The sequence below is a fragment of the Sphingomonas glacialis genome (assembly GCF_014653575.1).
GTDB lineage: Bacteria > Pseudomonadota > Alphaproteobacteria > Sphingomonadales > Sphingomonadaceae > Sphingomonas > Sphingomonas glacialis.
This window is the reverse complement of sequence record NZ_BNAQ01000001.1, coordinates 1375050-1391625: the sequence shown is the minus strand read 5'-3', so window position 1 is coordinate 1391625 and position 16576 is coordinate 1375050. Positions and strand designations below refer to the sequence as shown.

Genomic DNA, 16576 nt, shown 5'->3' with positions numbered 1-16576 from the left:
GGCGGCGGGGTCGGCGCGACCGGACGCGGCGCGGCGACGGGCGCCGGTGCCGGAGCGGCCTGCTCGACGGGTGCCGCGACCGGCGCGCCGCCGGGCCCGAGCACGCGACGGCGCTTCACTTCAACCTGGACGGTATTCTGCCGTCCATGGCTGAAGCTCTGCTTGACCTGGCCGGTCTCGATCGTGCGCTTCAGCCCGAGCGGCTGACGCATTCCGAGTTTCGGCTTTTCGTTGTCGGTATCGCTCACTCAAATTCCTCGCATGTGTCGTCGTCAGCCGCAGCAGGGATGCCACTTCCCGCCGGGTTGGATATGTGCGCCGATGCGCCTTGCGACGGTGTTTCGCAAGCCACGAGGGCGGATTCGGGGCCGATGAAATGCAGCCAGCGGTTGAGCGTTTCGCCCACCCGCTTTGCAGCATCGCGTTCTGTCAGGCCGATATGTACCACATTCTGCCGACCTAGCGCCACGGCCAATATGGTGCGTGACACCGGCAGTGCCAACCCCCGCAAAGCGCTGCCTTCTTCATCGTTGCCGATTCGCCACGCCTGGTCGAGCTTGCGGTTGCCGTCGGTGCCGGCGTCGGACGCGTGGAGCAGCATGGTGAGCTTGCCCGAGCGCGCCGCGGTCTCGATCTTGTCCGAGCCGGTGAGCAAGTGACCGGTGCGGGCTTCGAGGCCGAGTCGGTCGAGCACGGCGCGTTCGAGCGCGGTCGCGATCATCTGCGGCAGGTCGTCGGGAATCAGGATAGGGCCGGTCTTGAACGCGCGGGCGAATGCGCCCTTGAGCTTGCCCTTGGCGATCGCGGTTTCGAGCTCTGCGCGCGTCACGCCGATCCAGGCACCGCGGCCGGGGGCCTTGGCGCGCACGTCGGGGAGGACGTGGCCGTCGGGCGACAGCGCGAGTCGCACCAGCGCTTCGCGCGGCGCGCGTTCGCCGAGCAGGATGCAACGTCGCACCGCTTCCTCCCCCTCCCGCTTGCGAGTTTCAGGTGAACGATGCCCCGCATCGTTCAGGTCAGGCTGGGAGCCTGACCGACCTGAAACTGGGTTAGGGGTGGGGCTGTCAGCAGGGGACGCGCCCTCGTCAGGCCCTCTCCCAGCCCCTCCCGCAAGCGGGAGGGGAGTTTCAGTAGCGCCTAGCGTGTCATTGCGAGGATTCCGCACGAGCGTCCTCCTGCGGCTTGGGGGTGGGCGCATCACGGTCAGCAAGCAGAATCCCGCCCGCGCCGTAATTCTCGGTGCTCACTTCTTCGATCACGATCTGCACGGCAGCCGGGTTCTTGCCCAGCCGCTCGACGAGCGACTGGGTGACATCGGCGACGATCGCGGACTTCTGGTCCTTGGTCGCGCTGCCCGAAATGCGGATGCTGACGAACGGCATCAGGCTTCGCTCTCCTCCGAGGCAGTCGCTGCCGCTGCCGGCTCTTCGTCGAACCAGTGCGCGCGTGCGGCCATGATGATCTCGTTGCCCTGCGCTTCGCTCAGGCCGTACTCGCCGAGCACGCCGCCCTTGTCCTCGGGGCGCTTGTTGGCGTCGGCACCCTCGGCGCGGCGGCGCTGTTCCTGGCGCTTCTTCTGGATCAGCTCGTCGGTCGCGAGATCTGCGAGGTCGTCGAGCGTCTTGATCCCGGCCTTGCCGAGCGTGACGAGCATCGCCTCGTTGAGATGCGGCAGCTCGGCGAGTGCGTCCTCGACGCCCATCGCGCGGCGTTCCTCGCGGTTCGCGCCTTCGCGACGCTCGAGCGCCTCGGCGGCGCGGCTCTGCAGCTCGGCGGCGAGATCGTCATCGAAGCCTTCGATCGAGGCGATTTCCTCGACCTCGACATAGGCGACTTCCTCGAGCGCGCCGAAGCCCTCGGCGACGAGCAGCTGCGCGAGGGTCTCATCGACGTCTAGCTCGGTCTGGAACATCTCGGTGCGCTCGGCGAATTCCTTCTGGCGCTTCTCGGACGCGTCCTGCTCGGTGAGGATGTCGATCGCCTTGCCGGTGAGCTGCGATGCCAAACGCACGTTCTGGCCACGGCGACCGATCGCGAGCGACAGCTGATCGTCGGGAACGACGACCTCGATGCGGTCCTCTTCCTCGTCGATCACCACGCGCGACACGGAGGCCGGCTGCAGCGCGTTGACGACGAAGGTCGCGGTGTCGGGCGACCAGGGGATGATGTCGATCTTCTCGCCCTGCATTTCCTGGACGACCGCCTGAACGCGGCTGCCCTTCATGCCGACGCACGCGCCGACCGGATCGATCGACGAATCATGGCTGATGACGCCGATCTTGGCGCGCGAACCCGGGTCGCGGGCAGCGGCCTTGATCTCGATGATGCCGTCGTAGATTTCGGGCACTTCCTGCGCGAACAGCTTCTTCATGAAGTCGGGGTGCGCGCGGCTGAGGAAGATCTGGGGCCCGCGGTTTTCGCGGCGGACGTTGAGGATCAGCGAGCGGATGCGGTCGTTGACGCGAACGACTTCGCGCGGGATCTGCTGGTCGCGACGGATCACGCCCTCGGCGCGGCCGAGATCGACGACGACATGGCCGAACTCGACGCGCTTGACGACGCCGGTGATGATCTCACCCATCCGGTCCTTGAACTCTTCATGCTGGCGCTCGCGCTCGGCGTCGCGGACCTTCTGGAAGATGACCTGCTTGGCGGCCTGGGCTGCGATGCGGCCGAATTCGATCGGGGGCAGCGGATCGACGATGTAGTCGCCGACGACCGAGTCCTTCTGGAGCTTCTGCGCTTCCTTGAGGTTCACCTGCTTGAAGTAATCGTCGACCGCCTCGACCACTTCGACGACGCGCCACAAGCGCAGGTCACCGGTGTTGGGATCGAGCTTGGCGCGAATGTCGTTCTCGGCGCCGTAGCGCGCCTTGGCGGCGCGCTGGATCGCGTCTTCCATCGCCTCGATGACGATGCCCTTGTCGATCATCTTCTCGGTGGCGACGGCGTTCGCAATGGCGATCAGCTCGGCGCGGTTGGCGGTAACGCCTGAAGTTCCTGCGGTGGCCATCACTTGTGTCCTTCGTCTTCAATGCCCTCGGGCAGCGCTTCGTCTTCGATTTCTTCTTCTTCGACGCCCTCGATCGAAAGCGGCCGGGTGGCCGCGATCAGCGCGTCGGTCAGCACCAGCTTGGCGGTGCCGACCTGGTCGAACCCGATCTCCATCTCGCCATGCTTGGGCAGATAGATGGTGATGCGATCGCCCTCGACGCCCTTGAGCAACCCGGTGAGCACCTTGCGGCCCTCGATCGGCGCGGCAAGCACGATGCGCGCCTCATGCCCGGTCCAGTCGGCGAAGTCCTTGAGGCGCGTCAGCGGCCGGTCGATCCCGGGTGACGACACTTCGAGGCGATATTCGTCGGTGATCGGGTCGCGGCCCTCGGCCTCGAGCGTGTCGAGCACGTCGGAGATGCGGCGCGACAGTTCGGCGCAATCCTCGATCGTCAGCTGGCGCGTATCAGGGCGCTCGGCCATCACCTGCAGCGTGAGGTCGCCCTTGCCGCCGAACAGCTTCACGCGCACCAGATCGAAACCCAAAGCCGCAGCTTCGGGAGCAATCAGGGCGGTCAGATCGGGCGTTTCGGCCAATGGAAATCCTCGAGTCGGTTAGGCAAAGGGGCTCGGCGCCGGAACCGGGGGGCTCCAGCCTCTTCACCTGACGATGTAGAGAGTGATCGCGATATAGGCGCAAGCGCGAGGGCTGGCAAGCCGTTCTCGCGAGCGCGTCACCCCGAACCTGTTCCGGGGTCCACGGTGCAGCGTACGCCCACGCCCGCTGTCTGTGTCGCACGGTGGACCCCGGAACAAGTCCGGGGTGATGGCGGTTTTCGAAACACTTACAGGAGAACTCCATGTTGTCGTCGTCCCGCACGCCTTTCGTTGCTCTGGTGCTGGCCGCGACGGCCTGCTCCGCGCAGCCGCAGCAATCGAACGCCGCCGCGGCCGCTGCGGCACCGACCCCGACGGCACGGCCGAACCGCGCGCCTGTCACCAGCTTGCCCGACGACGCGCCAGCCGCGACGATCCGAAACGTCCCCGCGACGACGGGCCGCGCGAACCGCGCCGCGACCAAGCCACCGTTTGCGCAAGCGACGCTCGCGACCTTCAGCGAGCCGTTCGCGATCGCGGTGCTGCCCGACGGCAGCGCGCTCGTCACCGAGAAGGCGGGCAAGATCAAGCTGCGCCGCGTCGACGGGACGATCGCCGATATCACCGGCGCGCCCAAGGTGCTCAACGACAATCAAGGCGGCCTGCTCGACATCGCGCCAGCGCCCGATTTCGCTGAGAGCAAGCTCGTCTATATCAGCTATTCCGAACCGCGCCCGGGCGGCAGCAGCCTGGCGCTCGCGCGCGGGCAGTTCACCGGAACGGCTCTGGTCGACCTGCAAGTGCTGTGGCGCGCGGGGTCGGATGGTGTCGGCGGGCAGTTCGGGGCGAACATCGCCTTCGCACCCGACGGCAAGTCGCTCTTCCTCTCCTCGGGCGAGCGGCAGCGTTTCACGCCGGCGCAGGACCTAGAGCAGGCGCTTGGCAAGATCCTGCACCTGACGCTCGACGGCAAGGCGGCGCCGGGCAATCCGATGGCGGCAGCGGGCGGAGTGCGCGCGGAGACGTGGAGCAGCGGGCATCGCAACCCGTACGGCCTGGTGTTCACCCCCGATGGCCGGCTGTGGGAAGAGGAGATGGGGCCCAAGGGTGGCGACGAGCTCAATTTGATCCTGCCGGGCAAGAATTACGGGTGGCCGATCGTCTCGAACGGCGACAATTATTCGGGCAAGCCGATCCCCGATCATCCCAGCCGCCCCGATCTCGAAGCGCCCAAACTGTGGTGGAACCCGTCGATCTCGCCGGGCGGGATGGCCTATTATTCGGGCGCGATGTTCCCGGCGTATCGCGGTTCGCTGCTGATCGGCGCGCTGTCGGGCGAGTCGCTGATCCGCGTTGCGCTCAACGGGGACAGTGCGACGGTCGCCGACCAGTGGGACATGGGCGCGCGAATCCGCGACGTCGCGCAAGCGCCCGATGGGGCGATCTGGCTGCTGCAAGATGACGGGAAATTGGTGCGGTTGACGCCGAAGGTGTGACCTGCTCGTCACCCCGGCCGCGTGCCGGGGCCCACCGTGCCGCACCCGGTGCGGCCGATGCTCTCGCGTCGCGGTGGACCCCGGCACAAGGCCGGGGTGACGGGTAGCGGGTGATTACCCGCGCACGATCAGATAGTTCATCCGCGCCGCGGCAATGGGCTTGGCCGGATCATCCTGCCACGCCGTCGCCTCGACATTGGCGACGCGCCCGCCGAGCCGCGTCACCACCCCGCGCGCGAAGGTCGGTTTCTCGCGCCCGCCGCGCATGTAATCTACCGTGACGTTGATCGGCTTGATCTGCCCGCCGCCATCCTCGGCCAGCGCATATTGCAGCGCGACGATCGCGGCCATTTCGAGCATCCCGCCGATCGCGCCGCCATGCAGATAGCCCGGCCGCCCGAGCAAGCTGGTCGCGCTCGGCATCGTTAACAGCGTCGGATCGTCGCCCTCGGCAACGGCGATCCCCAGCAAGTCGGCATAAGGCGGCAACATCAGGCGGCATCCGTGAACATGAAGGTGCCCGCGACATGCGCGAGCGGATCGGCCGGGTCGCCGTCATGCGCCTGGCCGCGCACGAACGAAATCGAGCGCGTGATACGGTAGCATTCGCCGCGCCCGTACACCGTTTTGCCCGGCGTCGCGGGGCGCAGATAGTCGATCCGCAGGTCGAGCGTCGCATGCGGGCGGAAGGCGCCGAGCTTGGTCCACACCGCAAGGCTCGTCGCCATGTCCATCATCGTCAGGATCGGCCCCGAGGCGAGCACGCCGCTCGCCGGGTCGCCGATCAGGTCGGTCTGATAGGGGAGCTGGAGCTCGACCCAGTCGGGCCCGTGGCTGTGATAGCTCAGCTTGAGCAGGCCGCCATGCCCGCCGACGCCAAGCCGGCTGAAGCGTTGCGGGTCGAAGGCGGAGGGGGTGTCGGCGGCCATGATGCCGGGCGCTGTATCGCAAAGCCGCGTGCGTGCAAGGGGCGAGCGCCGTGGCATTGGCGAGCCGCTTGCGGCGTTCAGCAGGCCGGTATAGCATCGCGTTGCAAAAGAAAACGAAACGGCCCGCAAGCGGCCGTTCAGGAGGGTCTGAAATGTCGCATCCGAGCGTGCACGCGCGCACCGATCCCGGCAAACCCGCGCTGATCGTCGCCGAAACCGGCGAGCGCGTCAGCTTTGCGGAGCTCGACGCACGTTCGAACCGCGCGGCGCATCTGTTCCGCGCGAAGGGGCTGAAGGCCGGCGACACGATCGCGCTGTGCCTCGAGAACAGCCCGGCCTTCTACGACATCGCCTGGGGCGCGCAGCGTGCGGGGCTGTTCTTCGTGTGCATCTCGACCAAGCTGACCGCATCTGAAGTCGATTACATCTTCAACGATTCGGGCGCGCGACTCGTGATCGTCTCGGCCAGCCTCGCCGGAGTGACCGCCGCGCTGGGCACCGAGCTCGCGCGCTTTTCGGTCGGCGGACCGGTGGCGGGATGGGCGGCGTGGGAAGACGCGGTCGCCGCGATGCCGGATACGCCCATCGCCGACGAACGTGCGGGCGTCGACATGCTCTATTCGTCGGGAACGACAGGACGCCCCAAGGGGGTGCGCGTCGCGCTGCCCGAGGATCCCGACATTGCTGCTGGCACCGTGCTCGAAATGCTCGCGCGCGGACTGTACGGGCTTGGCCCCGACAGCATCTATCTCAGCCCGGCGCCGCTCTATCACGCCGCGCCGCTGCGCTGGTCGATGACGGTGCAAAGGCTCGGCGGCACCGTCGTAATGATGGAGCATTTCGACCCCGAGGCCGCCCTCGCCGCGATCGACCGCTATCACGTCAATGCCAGCCAATGGGTGCCGACGCATTTCGTGCGGATGCTCAAGCTCGATCCGGCGACGCGTGCGCGCCACGATCTGTCGAGCCTCAAGGTCGCGATCCACGCCGCCGCGCCGTGCCCGGTCCCGGTCAAGGAAGCGATGATCGACTGGTGGGGTCCGGTGCTCTACGAATATTATGCCGGGTCGGAGGGCAACGGCCTGACGACGATCGCCTCACCCGAATGGCTGGCGCACAAGGGCTCGGTCGGCAAGGCGGCGTACGGCGTGCTCCACATCTGCGGCGAAGATGGCGCCGAGCTGCCGCCGGGCGAGCAGGGGCTGGTCTATTTCGAGGGCGGTACGCCGTTCGAATATCACAACGACCCGGCCAAGACCGCGGAGGCGCGCAACGCGCACGGCTGGACGACGCTCGGCGATATCGGGCGGATCGATGGCGACGGCTATCTCTACCTCACCGATCGCAAGAGCTTCATGATCATCTCGGGCGGGGTGAACATCTATCCGCAGGAAATCGAGAACCGCCTGATCACCCACCCGCGCGTCGCCGATGTCGCGGTGATTGGCGCGCCGTGCCCCGAAATGGGCGAGCGCGTCGTTGCTGTGGTCCAGCCGGTCGATATGGCGGAAGCGGGGCCGGCGTTCGCCTCCGAGCTCACCGCGTGGTGCCGCGCCGAGCTGTCGGGGGTGAAGACACCGCGCCAGATCGATTTTGCGGCGGAACTGCCGCGCCACGCGACGGGCAAATTGTACAAGCGCTTGCTGCGCGACCAATATTGGGCAGAGACCGGCGCGCAGAGCGTGTGACGCCGATGGAGAGACAGATGAACGACCGCGTATCGACCACGATCACCGATCATATCGCCGACGTCCGCCTCGCGCGCGCCGACAAGATGAACGCGATCGACCCGGCGATGTTCGAAGGTATCGGCGCGGCGATCGATGCGCTGCATCCGCGCAAGGACGTGCGCTGCGTCGTGCTGTCGGGCGAGGGGCGCGCGTTCTGCGCCGGGCTCGACATGACGAGCATGGCGGGCGGCGGCTCGGGCCTGTCGCGCAACGAGCGCAACGAGCAGGGCGCGATCCTGCCGCAGCATGTCACCTGGGGCTGGCGCAATCTGCCGATGCCGGTGATCGCCGCGGTCCACGGCGTCGCGTTCGGCGGCGGCTTCCAGATCATGTCGGGCGCCGACATTCGCATCGCCGCGCCCGACACGCGCTTTGCGATCCGCGAAAGCTATTGGGGGCTGGTGCCCGACATGGCGGGCTTCCCGATCTGGCGCGGGCTGGTGCGCGACGACGTGTTGCGCGAGCTCGTCTACACCTCGCGCGAATTCGGTGCCGAAGAAGCGCTCCACCACGGCTTCATCACGCGCATCGCCGAGGATCCGCATGCCGCGGCGCTGGCGCTGGCGCACGACATCGCCGCCAAGAGCCCCAACGCGATCCGCGGTGCCAAGCGGCTGTGCAACATGGCGTTCGACGCCGACCCGCGCGCGATGCTCGAGGCCGAGACCGACGAGCAGGTCAAGGTAATCGGCCAGCCGCTGATGATGGAGCAGGTCGCGGCGAACATTCAGAAGCGCCCGGCGCGGTTCGGGGATGCGGATTAAGCGGGCACTGCCGCTGGACGTCTAGCCTCCACCTTCCGCCGTCTGCTCCGCTGGCTGCCGCGAACCCGCCTCTCTTCGTCACCCCGGCACAAGGCCGGGGCGACGGGAAGTGGCCTTTAAGCGCCGCCCGCTTTGCGCCATAGCCACCGCGATGCAGCGCCGGCTCACCCAGTTCTTCCAATCCCGCGTCGGCCGCGCCCTCTCGACCTTCTTCACGCCCGGCCCGCGGATGATCGACGAGCTCGAATGCGTGGCCTCGGTCGCGCTGGCGATCCTGCTCGCGCACACGATCGGCGCGAAGAGCGTCGCCTGGGCGGCGTTCACCGGTTTCGTGCTGATGCGCGGCCATGTCGCGCAGACGTTGTTGCGCGGGTTGCTGCGGATCGTCGGCACCGCGGTCGGGGCGGGGGCGGCATTGCTGATCGTGCCCTATGCGGTGCGCTCGCTCCCGATGGCATCGCTCGCGGCGGCGGTGATGGGGGCGATCGGCCTGTACGGGATGCTCACCGCCAAGCGTGCCTATGCGTGGCTGCTGCTCGGGCTGACCTTCGAGCTGATCCTGCTCGACACGCTCGAGCATCCTGCGCTCGACACGCTGGCGTTTGCGCAGACGCGGTTGCTTGAAGTGCTTGCGGGCACGGCGGCGTGCGTGGGGGTCAGCCTGATCTCGACGCTGACGGTACGGCGGCGCTGGCCCGCGCCGCCTGCGGTGCCGGCGCAGCGGATCGGCTGGCATCGCGACGCCGCGCGCCACGCCGCGCAAGCGGGCGTGACGCTCGCGCTGCTGCCGCCGCTCCATGCGCTGTTTGGGATCCCGCAATTGGCGCAGGCAAGCGTGACGGTGATGACGGTGATGATCGTACCGGTGGCGCGGCTCGGGCGCAGCGGCCTGGCACCGGTGAGCAAGCGGCTGTGGCACCGCGCGCTCGGCTGCATCGGCGGTGGCGCGCTGGCCGCCGCCGTGCTGGTCGTCGCGCACGGATCGGCGCCGGTGCTGATCGCGGGGACATGCCTCGGCGTCGCGATCGGGCGGCATATCGAGAATGCCGGCGGGCGCGTGCCCTATCTCGGGCTGCAATTCACGCTGGCGATCCTGGTGACGCTGGTGCCCGACAGCTATGCCGAGGTGGCGATCCGCCCGGCGCTCGAGCGGCTGACGAGCATTTTCATCGGTATGGCGCTGATCGAACCGGTATTGCTCGTCTGGCACTTTGCGTCGCGGCGGATGCCCGCCGCCGCATCATAGCCGCAGGCGGTTGGCCTCCAGTCCTGCACGGAATTCGTCAGGGAGTGCGGTGAGCCCGCCACTCGCGCTCATCACCAGCACGACATCGCACGTCGCGATGCACGCGCCGTTCTGGAAGGCCGCCGAGAGGATGTTCCAGCTGCGGGTGCCGATCTCGCCGATCCCGCTCGCGATCTCGACATCGGCGGGGAAAAAGCCCTCGCCAAGATAATTGATCTCGACCCGCGCGACGAGCCAGCGATGCCCCGCCCAGCCGTGCAGCTTGATCGCCTGGTTGAAGCGCACCCGCCCGCTTTCGAACAGCGCCGCCATCGCGACATTGTTGATATGGCCGAGCACGTCGAGATCCTGGAAACGCGTCTGGATCGTGACGGTATGGGGGTAGGTCGCGGGGTCGAGGCGCGCGGGATCGGGACGGGGCATGAAATTCTCCAAACGCCCCTCCCCTTCAGGGGAGGGGTTGGGGTGGGGCCGTGCCGCGAATTCGACGACCCGGTCTCGGTGAGACCCCGCCCCACCCCCGACCCCTCCCCTGAAGGGGAGGGGAGTTTACGTCAGCGCGGCGCCATGCGGATCGCGCCGTCGAGGCGGACGTCCTCGCCGTTGAAATAGCTGTTCTCGAGCATCGTCAGCGCGAGATGCGCATATTCCGTGGGAATGCCCAGCCGCTTGGGGAAGGGGACGCTCGCCGCGAGATTGTCCTTCACCGCCTGCGGCGCGCCCTGCATCAGCGGGGTCTCGAAGATGCCGGGCAGGATCGTGTTGATGCGGATGCCTTCGCCCATCAGGTCGCGCGCGATCGGCAGCGTCATGCCGACGACGCCGCCCTTCGACGCGGAATAGGCCGCCTGGCCGATCTGGCCGTCCTCGGCGGCGACGCTCGCGGTCATCACGATCGCGCCGCGCTCGCCGTCTTCGCCGGGCGTCAGCGTCAGCATCCCCGCCGCCGATTTGGCGACGCAGCGGAAGGTGCCGATCAGGTTGATCTGGATGAGCCAGTCGAACGCGGCGAGCGGGAAATGCTTGATGCTGCCGTCTTCCTTCGAGCGGCTCGCGGTCTTGACCGCATTGCCGGTCCCCGCGCAGCAGACGAGCACGGCTTCCTGGCCGTTCGCCGCGCGCGCCTTGGCGAAGCCGGCGTCGACCGATTCGTCCGACGTCACGTTCACTTCGCAGAATATGCCACCGATCTCGGCAGCGAGCGCCTCGCCTTTTTCGGCTTGCAGATCGAAGATCGCGACCTTGACGCCCTTGGCGGCGAGCGCGCGGGCGGTGGCGGCGCCGAGGCCCGATGCGCCGCCGGTAACGACTGCAGCGGTGGTGGAGTCGAGATTCATGTGAGGTCCCCCTAAATTCGTCGCCCCGGCGGAGGCCGGGGCCGCTGTGTTGGGTGCGGTGCCGCCGTTGCGCGTCGCAACGGGACGGCCCCGGCCTCCGCCGGGGCGACGGGGATCAGACCCGTTCGATGATTGTCACGTTAGCGACGCCGCCGCCTTCGCACATCGTCTGCAGGCCGTACCGCCCGCCCGATTTCTGCAGCGCGTGCACCAAAGTCGCCATCAGCTTGGTGCCCGAAGCCCCGAGCGGATGCCCCAGCGCGATCGCGCCGCCATTGACGTTGAGCTTCGCTGGATCGCCACCGGTATGCTTCAGCCACGCGAGCGGAACGGGCGCGAACGCCTCGTTGACCTCATACAGGTCGATCTCCTCGATCTTCATGCCAGAGCGTTGCAGTGCGCGGTCGGTCGCGAACAGCGGCTCCTCGAGCATGATGACGGGGTCGCCGCCCGTCACGGTCAGGTTGACGATCCGCGCGATCGGCGTGAGGTTGTGCGCCTTGAGCGCCGACTCGCTGACGATCATCACCGCGGAGGCGCCGTCGCAGATCTGGCTGGCATTGGCCGCGCTGATGCTGCCACCTTCCTGGAGCAATTTGACCGAACCGATGCTCTCCAAGGTCGCGCCATAGCGGATGCCCTCGTCGGTGCTGTGCTGGACAACCCCCTCGGGCGTCTCGATCTCGAGCGCGATGATCTCGTCGGCAAAGTCGCCGCGCTCGGTCGCCGCCTGCGCGCGGCGGTGGCTCTCGAGCGCGAAGGCGTCGAGCATCGCGCGGTCGAAGCCGTGCTTCTTGACGATCATCTCGGCGCCCATGAACTGGCTGAACATGATGCCGGGATATTTCTCCTCGAGCCGCGGCGACTTGTAGTTGCCCAGGCCCTCTTTCATGAACAGCGTCGCGGTGGTGCCCATCGGCACGCGCGTCATGCTCTCGACGCCCGCGGCGATGACGATGTCCTGCGTTCCCGACATCACCGCCTGCGCGGCGAACTGCAGCGCCTGCTGCGACGATCCGCACTGCCGGTCGATCGACACGGCGGGCACGCTGTCGGGAAGGTTCTTGGCGGCGAGCACGGCGTTGCGGCCGACTTGTCCGGCCTGCTGCCCGCCCTGCATGACGCAGCCCATGATCACGTCGTCGACCGCGGCGCCGTCGATCCCGGTGCGCTCGACGATCGCGTCGAGCACGGACGCCGCCATGTCGACGGGGTGCCAGCCAGCGAGTTTCCCGCCGCGCTTGCCGCCCGCGGTGCGCACTGCATCAACGATATAGGCTTCGGCCATGCTCGACTCTCCATAATCGGTTTCTGTTTGCAACCTCTATTGCCGTACTACAGGCGCTTGGGCAAGGTGGAACGACGTACCCGATGATCGAAAGGCCAGGCATATGGATGTGAGCGAAGCGATTGCAGCGCGCCGATCGGTACGCGGTTTCCTGAGCGATCCGGTCGACCCGGCGGTGCTCCACGGCATCGTCACCAAGGCGGCGCGCGCAGCAACCGGCGGCAACCTCCAGCCGTGGCATGTCGACGTACTGACCGGCGCGCCGCTGGAACGGCTGAAGGCAGCGGTGCTGCACAAGATCCAATGGGGCCAGCCCGAGACGGCGGCGTATGATATCTATCCGAGCGAACTCGTCGCGCCGTATCGCGACCGGCGCTTTGCGGTGGGCGAGGCGATGTATCGCGAGATCGGAATCCCGCGCGAGGACAAGGCGGCGCGGCGGCTGTGGTTCGCGCGCAACTTCCAATTTTTCGGGGCGCCCGCGGCTTTGTTCTGTAGCGTCGACCGGCGGATGGGGCCGCCGCAATGGGCCGATCTCGGCATGTATCTGCAGAACGTCATGCTGCTTGCGGTCGAGGCGGGGCTGGGAAGTTGCGCGCAGGAATGCTGGGCGATGTATCCCGAGACGGTGGGCGAGGCGATCGCGCTGCCGGCCGAACGGATGCTGTTCTGCGGCATGGCGATCGGGGTGGAAGATACGACAGAGCCCGCGAACCGCTTACGCAGTGCACGGGCTCCGGAAGACGAGTGGCTGACGCTGCACGCCTAAACGCCCTCTCCCAAGGGGAGAGGGACAGGAGGATCAGCCGGCCGCAGGCGAACGACGGCCGCCGCCACCGCCGGCACCCGAGCGCCCACCGGCGCCACCGGGACGACCGCCACCGGGACGGCCTTGGCCGCCGGGGCGACCCTGGCCACCGGGACGGCCACCGCCGGCCGGACGCCCGGCACCAGCCGGACGACCAGCACCCTCGGGACGCGCGCCCATCGGGCGACCGGCACCCGCTGCGCGATCCCCGGTCGGACGCGCCGAATGCGTCGCCTTGGGCGGCGCACGGTGACGACCCGAATCATCACGACGCTCGAACGTGTCGGAACCGGCTGGACGTGCCGCCTTGATCCGTGCCGCCTCGGCGGTGAAGCCTTCGGGAAGCTGCATCATCTCGGGCTTGACCTTGGTCAGCTTCTCGATGTCGCGCAGGTAGGTCCGCTCATCATCCGCCACGAAGCTGATCGCGGTGCCCGATGCGCCGGCGCGCGCGGTGCGGCCGATGCGGTGGACATACTGTTCGGGGACGTTCGGCAGTTCGAAGTTGAAGACGTGCGAAACGCCCGAAACGTCGATCCCGCGCGCCGCGATGTCGGTCGCGACGAGGACCTTGGCCTTGCCCGACTTGAACTCGGCCAGCGCGCGCTCGCGCTGTGGCTGGCTCTTGTTGCCATGAATGGCGTTCGAATCCACGCCATTGGCGGCGAGCAGCTTCACGACACGGTCGGCGCCATGCTTGGTGCGCGTGAAGACGAGCGCACGCTCGACCTTCTCGTCGCGCAGCAGGATCGTCAGCAGTGCCTGCTTTTCGCCCTGGTTGAGGAAGGTGACGAACTGGTCGACGCGCTCGGCCGTGCTCGACGTCGGCGCGACCTTGACGGTCTGCGGATCGTTGAGGAACTGGTTGGCGAGCTCGCGGATCGCGTTCGGCATCGTCGCCGAGAAGAACAGCGTCTGGCGCTGCTTCGGCAGCATCCGGACGATTTTCCGAAGCGCGTGGATGAAGCCGAGGTCGAGCATCTGGTCGGCTTCGTCGAGCACGAGGATCTCGAGCATCGCGAGGCTGACGAAACGCTGCTCGATCAGGTCGAGCAGACGGCCCGGCGTGGCGACGAGAATGTCGACGCCGCGCGCCATGTCCTGGCGGTTCTTGTTGATGCTGGTGCCGCCGAACACGGTCGCGACCGACATCTTCGAGAACTTGCCGTAGTCACGCGCGCTCTCGGCGATCTGGCTGGCGAGTTCGCGCGTCGGCGCGAGCACGAGCATGCGGCAATGCGTCGGCAGGACGCGCTTTTCGTTGTTCACCAGATGCTGGATCGACGGCAGCACGAAGGCTGCGGTCTTGCCGGTGCCGGTCTGCGCGATACCGAGCAGATCGCCGCCCTGGAGCAGGATCGGGATCGACTGCTTCTGGATCGGGGTGGGGGTGGTATAGCCTTTGGCTTCGAGCGCGCGGACGAGCGGCTCGGCAAGGCCGAGTTGAGCGAAAGTCATGGGTATTTTAGTCCATTGCATAGGCCATGGACGCGCATCATCGACGCGCGAATGGCGGGGGGAGATATGACACCCCGCGTGAAAAGGGAGGTCCGTTGTGGTAACGACCGAGGCGGAGCCGGACCTATCAAGGACCCATCACGCTGCATGACGCTTCGATGGGGCGCATATAGCGAGCAACCCGCGATCCGTCAAGATCAGGGTCGGAATGCCTGCCGAGTCAGCTCTTCTCCTTGCTCTTCTCGCCGCGCTTGGCGAGCGCATCGAGCATGTCGGGGACGAGCGTCTCGGCAAACCCTGCGATGAAGGCCCAGATGAACAGCTTGAACAGATCGGATTGCTCGGCGAGGCCGAGGCCATTTTTCAGCGCGCTCAGGATCGGTTGCTGGCCGGCATCACCAGTGCTGCCCGTACGGGGCGGCATTGCGCTGGCTGTGAGGTAGGCATTTTCGGAACTGCGCGCGTCGATGGTTGAAAGATCGGCCAAACGCTTCTGGCGCGCGCAGTCCGCGGCCGGGTCGGGCGTAGCAGACACAGCAGGTGTTGGCGTGGGCGATGCCGCCGCGTTATCAGGTGCGGCGCTGTCACCATCGGCGGTGGTGGCGTTGCTTTCCGCGGCATTGTCGGCGGGCGGTTCGACGCTGCTGGTCGTCGCTGCAGCGGCCGTCTGTGCAGCCTGCTCTTCTGGGGCAGGCGGGTTGCCAAGCGTCGCACCACACGCGCGTGCCCGCTGTTGCTGATCGTCTGCGGCAGCTTGATCGACGTGCATCTTGGTGCGCAGCGCCTCGAGCGTTAGCCGGAAGGTTGGAGCGATCCCACCCGTAAGGCCGACTGCCGAGGGCAGTCCCGACGCGAACAGCGCATACATGACGAGGCCGAACGCATTCGACGACATCAATGCGATCGCGAGCCCGTTGATCCCCGATCCGAGCGTCGCCAGCGCATAGATCGCATCGGCGCCGACGCTTTGCCCGATATCCTCGTCCTTGATGCGGCGCCCGATGCTGATCAGTGCGCCGACGCGCGCCATCAGCAACAGCAAGACGATGCCGCACAGGAACCCCCGATTTGCCGCGATCCCGGTCCACAGCGCGCTCGCGGCGCAGATGGTCGTGATCGCGATCGCCGTGCTGACCAAGCTCCACCAAAAGCGCCCGAGCAACCATGCCTGGATCTGGCTCACCGCGGTTTCGCGCGCCATGCTGACGATCCGCGCGCCCTGGATGAAGCTGAGCATCGCCTGCATGTCGCGACGTTTGAGCGCGATCTCGCTGGGGCTGGGATCGGGCATCAGGGCTTCTCCTGCTGGGCGACGTCGGATGCTGGTGCCTGCGCCGTGTCGTCGGACGTCGCGGCATCGGCCGCGCCGCCTTGTGCTTCGTGCGCTGCGATCTCGGCCGATTGGTCGCGCCGCAGCGCCGCCTCGCGGTCGCCGGCATCGCTGGCGAGGGCGTCGGGGTCGACGGTGGCAGGGTCGTCGCTGATAGCGGGTGATAGCGTATCCCGGGATGGAATGGTTTCAGCGACCGGCGCCTTGGTAGGCTCGGCCAGCGCCGCCGGCGACAAAGCGAGATGCTGCGCGATCGCAGCGGGACCGACGACGCGATTGAAGCGTTCGCGCACGATCCAATAGGTGCGGTCGATCAGATCGTCGCTAATCGCTTCGACCAGCTTGGTCTCGACACCCATCAGCTCTGGAAAGGGCGCGGTCATGCAAGGGGAGTCGGCGTCGCTCGACGTGGTCAGCTTCTTGAGCAGAACGTCGGCATTGGTCGGTGCGAAGCCCACGATCTGCGCGTGGAGATAATCGGCATAGGCCTGACGCGCCACGGCCTGATCGCACGCGCGCACCGGAGGAACGTCGCCGCGTACCCACCGCCAGAAACGTTCCATGTCCATTCCGATCTCCCCCGTTCAACTATGCTGCGC

At 67.3% G+C, this 16576-nt stretch carries 18 protein-coding genes; 5 read left to right on the top strand and 13 right to left on the bottom strand.

Annotation, left to right across the window (positions count from 1 at the left end; translation table 11 throughout):
• The 5 genes from IE187_RS06660 to rimP form a co-directional block, all read right to left on the bottom strand.
• The coding region (locus tag IE187_RS06660) for a translation initiation factor IF-2 associated domain-containing protein (RefSeq protein WP_189675530.1) at nucleotides 1-248 on the bottom strand (248 nt) is incomplete at its 3' end.
• Nucleotides 245-958, bottom strand: coding sequence for a DUF448 domain-containing protein (locus tag IE187_RS06655; RefSeq protein WP_229839252.1), 714 nt, complete (start codon nucleotides 956-958; stop codon nucleotides 245-247). The genes IE187_RS06660 and IE187_RS06655, both read right to left, overlap by 4 nt.
• A 187-nt stretch (nucleotides 959-1145) precedes the next feature.
• Nucleotides 1146-1382, bottom strand: a complete 237-nt coding sequence (locus IE187_RS06650) for a tautomerase family protein (RefSeq protein ID WP_189675529.1) — start codon at nucleotides 1380-1382, stop codon at nucleotides 1146-1148.
• Complete coding sequence (nusA, locus tag IE187_RS06645) at nucleotides 1382-3013, bottom strand: transcription termination factor NusA (protein ID WP_189675528.1); 1632 nt, start codon at nucleotides 3011-3013, stop codon at nucleotides 1382-1384. The genes IE187_RS06650 and nusA overlap by 1 nt, the downstream gene beginning before the upstream one ends.
• Entirely contained in the window at nucleotides 3013-3591 is a 579-nt protein-coding gene (gene rimP / locus IE187_RS06640) for a ribosome maturation protein RimP (RefSeq protein ID WP_189675527.1), read from the bottom strand. The genes nusA and rimP overlap by 1 nt, the downstream gene beginning before the upstream one ends.
• A gap of 263 nt (nucleotides 3592-3854) precedes the next feature.
• On the opposite strand from rimP, the gene IE187_RS06635 reads away from it, so the two are divergent.
• Nucleotides 3855-5087, top strand: coding sequence for a PQQ-dependent sugar dehydrogenase (locus tag IE187_RS06635; protein ID WP_189675526.1), 1233 nt, complete (start codon nucleotides 3855-3857; stop codon nucleotides 5085-5087).
• A 114-nt stretch (nucleotides 5088-5201) separates the two neighbouring features.
• Here the strand turns inward: IE187_RS06635 and IE187_RS06630 are convergent, their stop codons facing one another.
• Together IE187_RS06630 and IE187_RS06625 are read right to left on the bottom strand one after the other, a co-directional pair.
• A complete protein-coding gene (locus IE187_RS06630; protein WP_133190120.1) occupies nucleotides 5202-5579 on the bottom strand; it encodes a PaaI family thioesterase in 378 nt (125 codons plus the stop codon).
• Nucleotides 5579-6016 (bottom strand): PaaI family thioesterase, encoded by a 438-nt coding sequence (locus tag IE187_RS06625; RefSeq protein WP_189675525.1) that lies wholly within the window; start codon nucleotides 6014-6016, stop codon nucleotides 5579-5581. The genes IE187_RS06630 and IE187_RS06625 overlap by 1 nt, the downstream gene beginning before the upstream one ends.
• A 152-nt stretch (nucleotides 6017-6168) precedes the next feature.
• Between IE187_RS06625 and IE187_RS06620 the strand changes: the two genes are divergently transcribed.
• The 3 genes from IE187_RS06620 to IE187_RS06610 all read left to right on the top strand — a co-directional run bounded on the left by IE187_RS06620 (nucleotide 6169) and on the right by IE187_RS06610 (nucleotide 9756).
• On the top strand, nucleotides 6169-7704 hold the full coding sequence (locus tag IE187_RS06620) for an acyl-CoA synthetase (protein WP_133190116.1): 1536 nt from the start codon (nucleotides 6169-6171) through the stop codon (nucleotides 7702-7704).
• A 17-nt stretch (nucleotides 7705-7721) separates the two neighbouring features.
• Nucleotides 7722-8510 carry a crotonase/enoyl-CoA hydratase family protein gene (locus tag IE187_RS06615; protein WP_189675524.1) on the top strand — a complete coding sequence of 263 codons (789 nt, stop codon included), beginning with the start codon at nucleotides 7722-7724 and terminating at the stop codon, nucleotides 8508-8510.
• Nucleotides 8511-8661: 151 nt separating this feature from the next.
• Entirely contained in the window at nucleotides 8662-9756 is a 1095-nt protein-coding gene (locus tag IE187_RS06610; protein ID WP_189675523.1) for an FUSC family protein, read from the top strand.
• On the opposite strand, the gene IE187_RS06605 is transcribed toward IE187_RS06610, so the two are convergent.
• The 3 genes from IE187_RS06605 to IE187_RS06595 all read right to left on the bottom strand — a co-directional run bounded on the left by IE187_RS06605 (nucleotide 9751) and on the right by IE187_RS06595 (nucleotide 12381).
• Entirely contained in the window at nucleotides 9751-10179 is a 429-nt protein-coding gene (locus IE187_RS06605; protein WP_133190112.1) for an acyl-CoA thioesterase, read from the bottom strand. The two genes, IE187_RS06610 and IE187_RS06605, sit on opposite strands and share 6 nt — an antisense overlap.
• Before the next feature lie 131 nt (nucleotides 10180-10310).
• Nucleotides 10311-11093 (bottom strand): SDR family NAD(P)-dependent oxidoreductase, encoded by a 783-nt coding sequence (locus IE187_RS06600; protein WP_189675522.1) that lies wholly within the window; start codon nucleotides 11091-11093, stop codon nucleotides 10311-10313.
• Nucleotides 11094-11208: 115 nt separating this feature from the next.
• Complete coding sequence (locus IE187_RS06595) at nucleotides 11209-12381, bottom strand: acetyl-CoA C-acetyltransferase (protein ID WP_189675521.1); 1173 nt, start codon at nucleotides 12379-12381, stop codon at nucleotides 11209-11211.
• A 103-nt stretch (nucleotides 12382-12484) separates the two neighbouring features.
• On the opposite strand from IE187_RS06595, the gene IE187_RS06590 reads away from it, so the two are divergent.
• Nucleotides 12485-13150 (top strand): nitroreductase, encoded by a 666-nt coding sequence (locus IE187_RS06590; protein ID WP_189675520.1) that lies wholly within the window; start codon nucleotides 12485-12487, stop codon nucleotides 13148-13150.
• Nucleotides 13151-13183: 33 nt separating this feature from the next.
• Here IE187_RS06590 and IE187_RS06585 read toward each other — a convergent pair whose 3' ends face one another.
• The 3 genes from IE187_RS06585 to IE187_RS06575 all read right to left on the bottom strand — a co-directional run bounded on the left by IE187_RS06585 (nucleotide 13184) and on the right by IE187_RS06575 (nucleotide 16546).
• Nucleotides 13184-14647 carry a DEAD/DEAH box helicase gene (locus tag IE187_RS06585; RefSeq protein ID WP_189675519.1) on the bottom strand — a complete coding sequence of 488 codons (1464 nt, stop codon included), beginning with the start codon at nucleotides 14645-14647 and terminating at the stop codon, nucleotides 13184-13186.
• A gap of 220 nt (nucleotides 14648-14867) precedes the next feature.
• Nucleotides 14868-15938, bottom strand: a complete 1071-nt coding sequence (locus IE187_RS06580; RefSeq protein WP_189675518.1) for a spermidine synthase family protein — start codon at nucleotides 15936-15938, stop codon at nucleotides 14868-14870.
• Complete coding sequence (locus IE187_RS06575) at nucleotides 15938-16546, bottom strand: hypothetical protein (RefSeq protein WP_189675517.1); 609 nt, start codon at nucleotides 16544-16546, stop codon at nucleotides 15938-15940. The genes IE187_RS06580 and IE187_RS06575 overlap by 1 nt, the downstream gene beginning before the upstream one ends.
• Nucleotides 16547-16576: the final 30 nt, after the last annotated feature.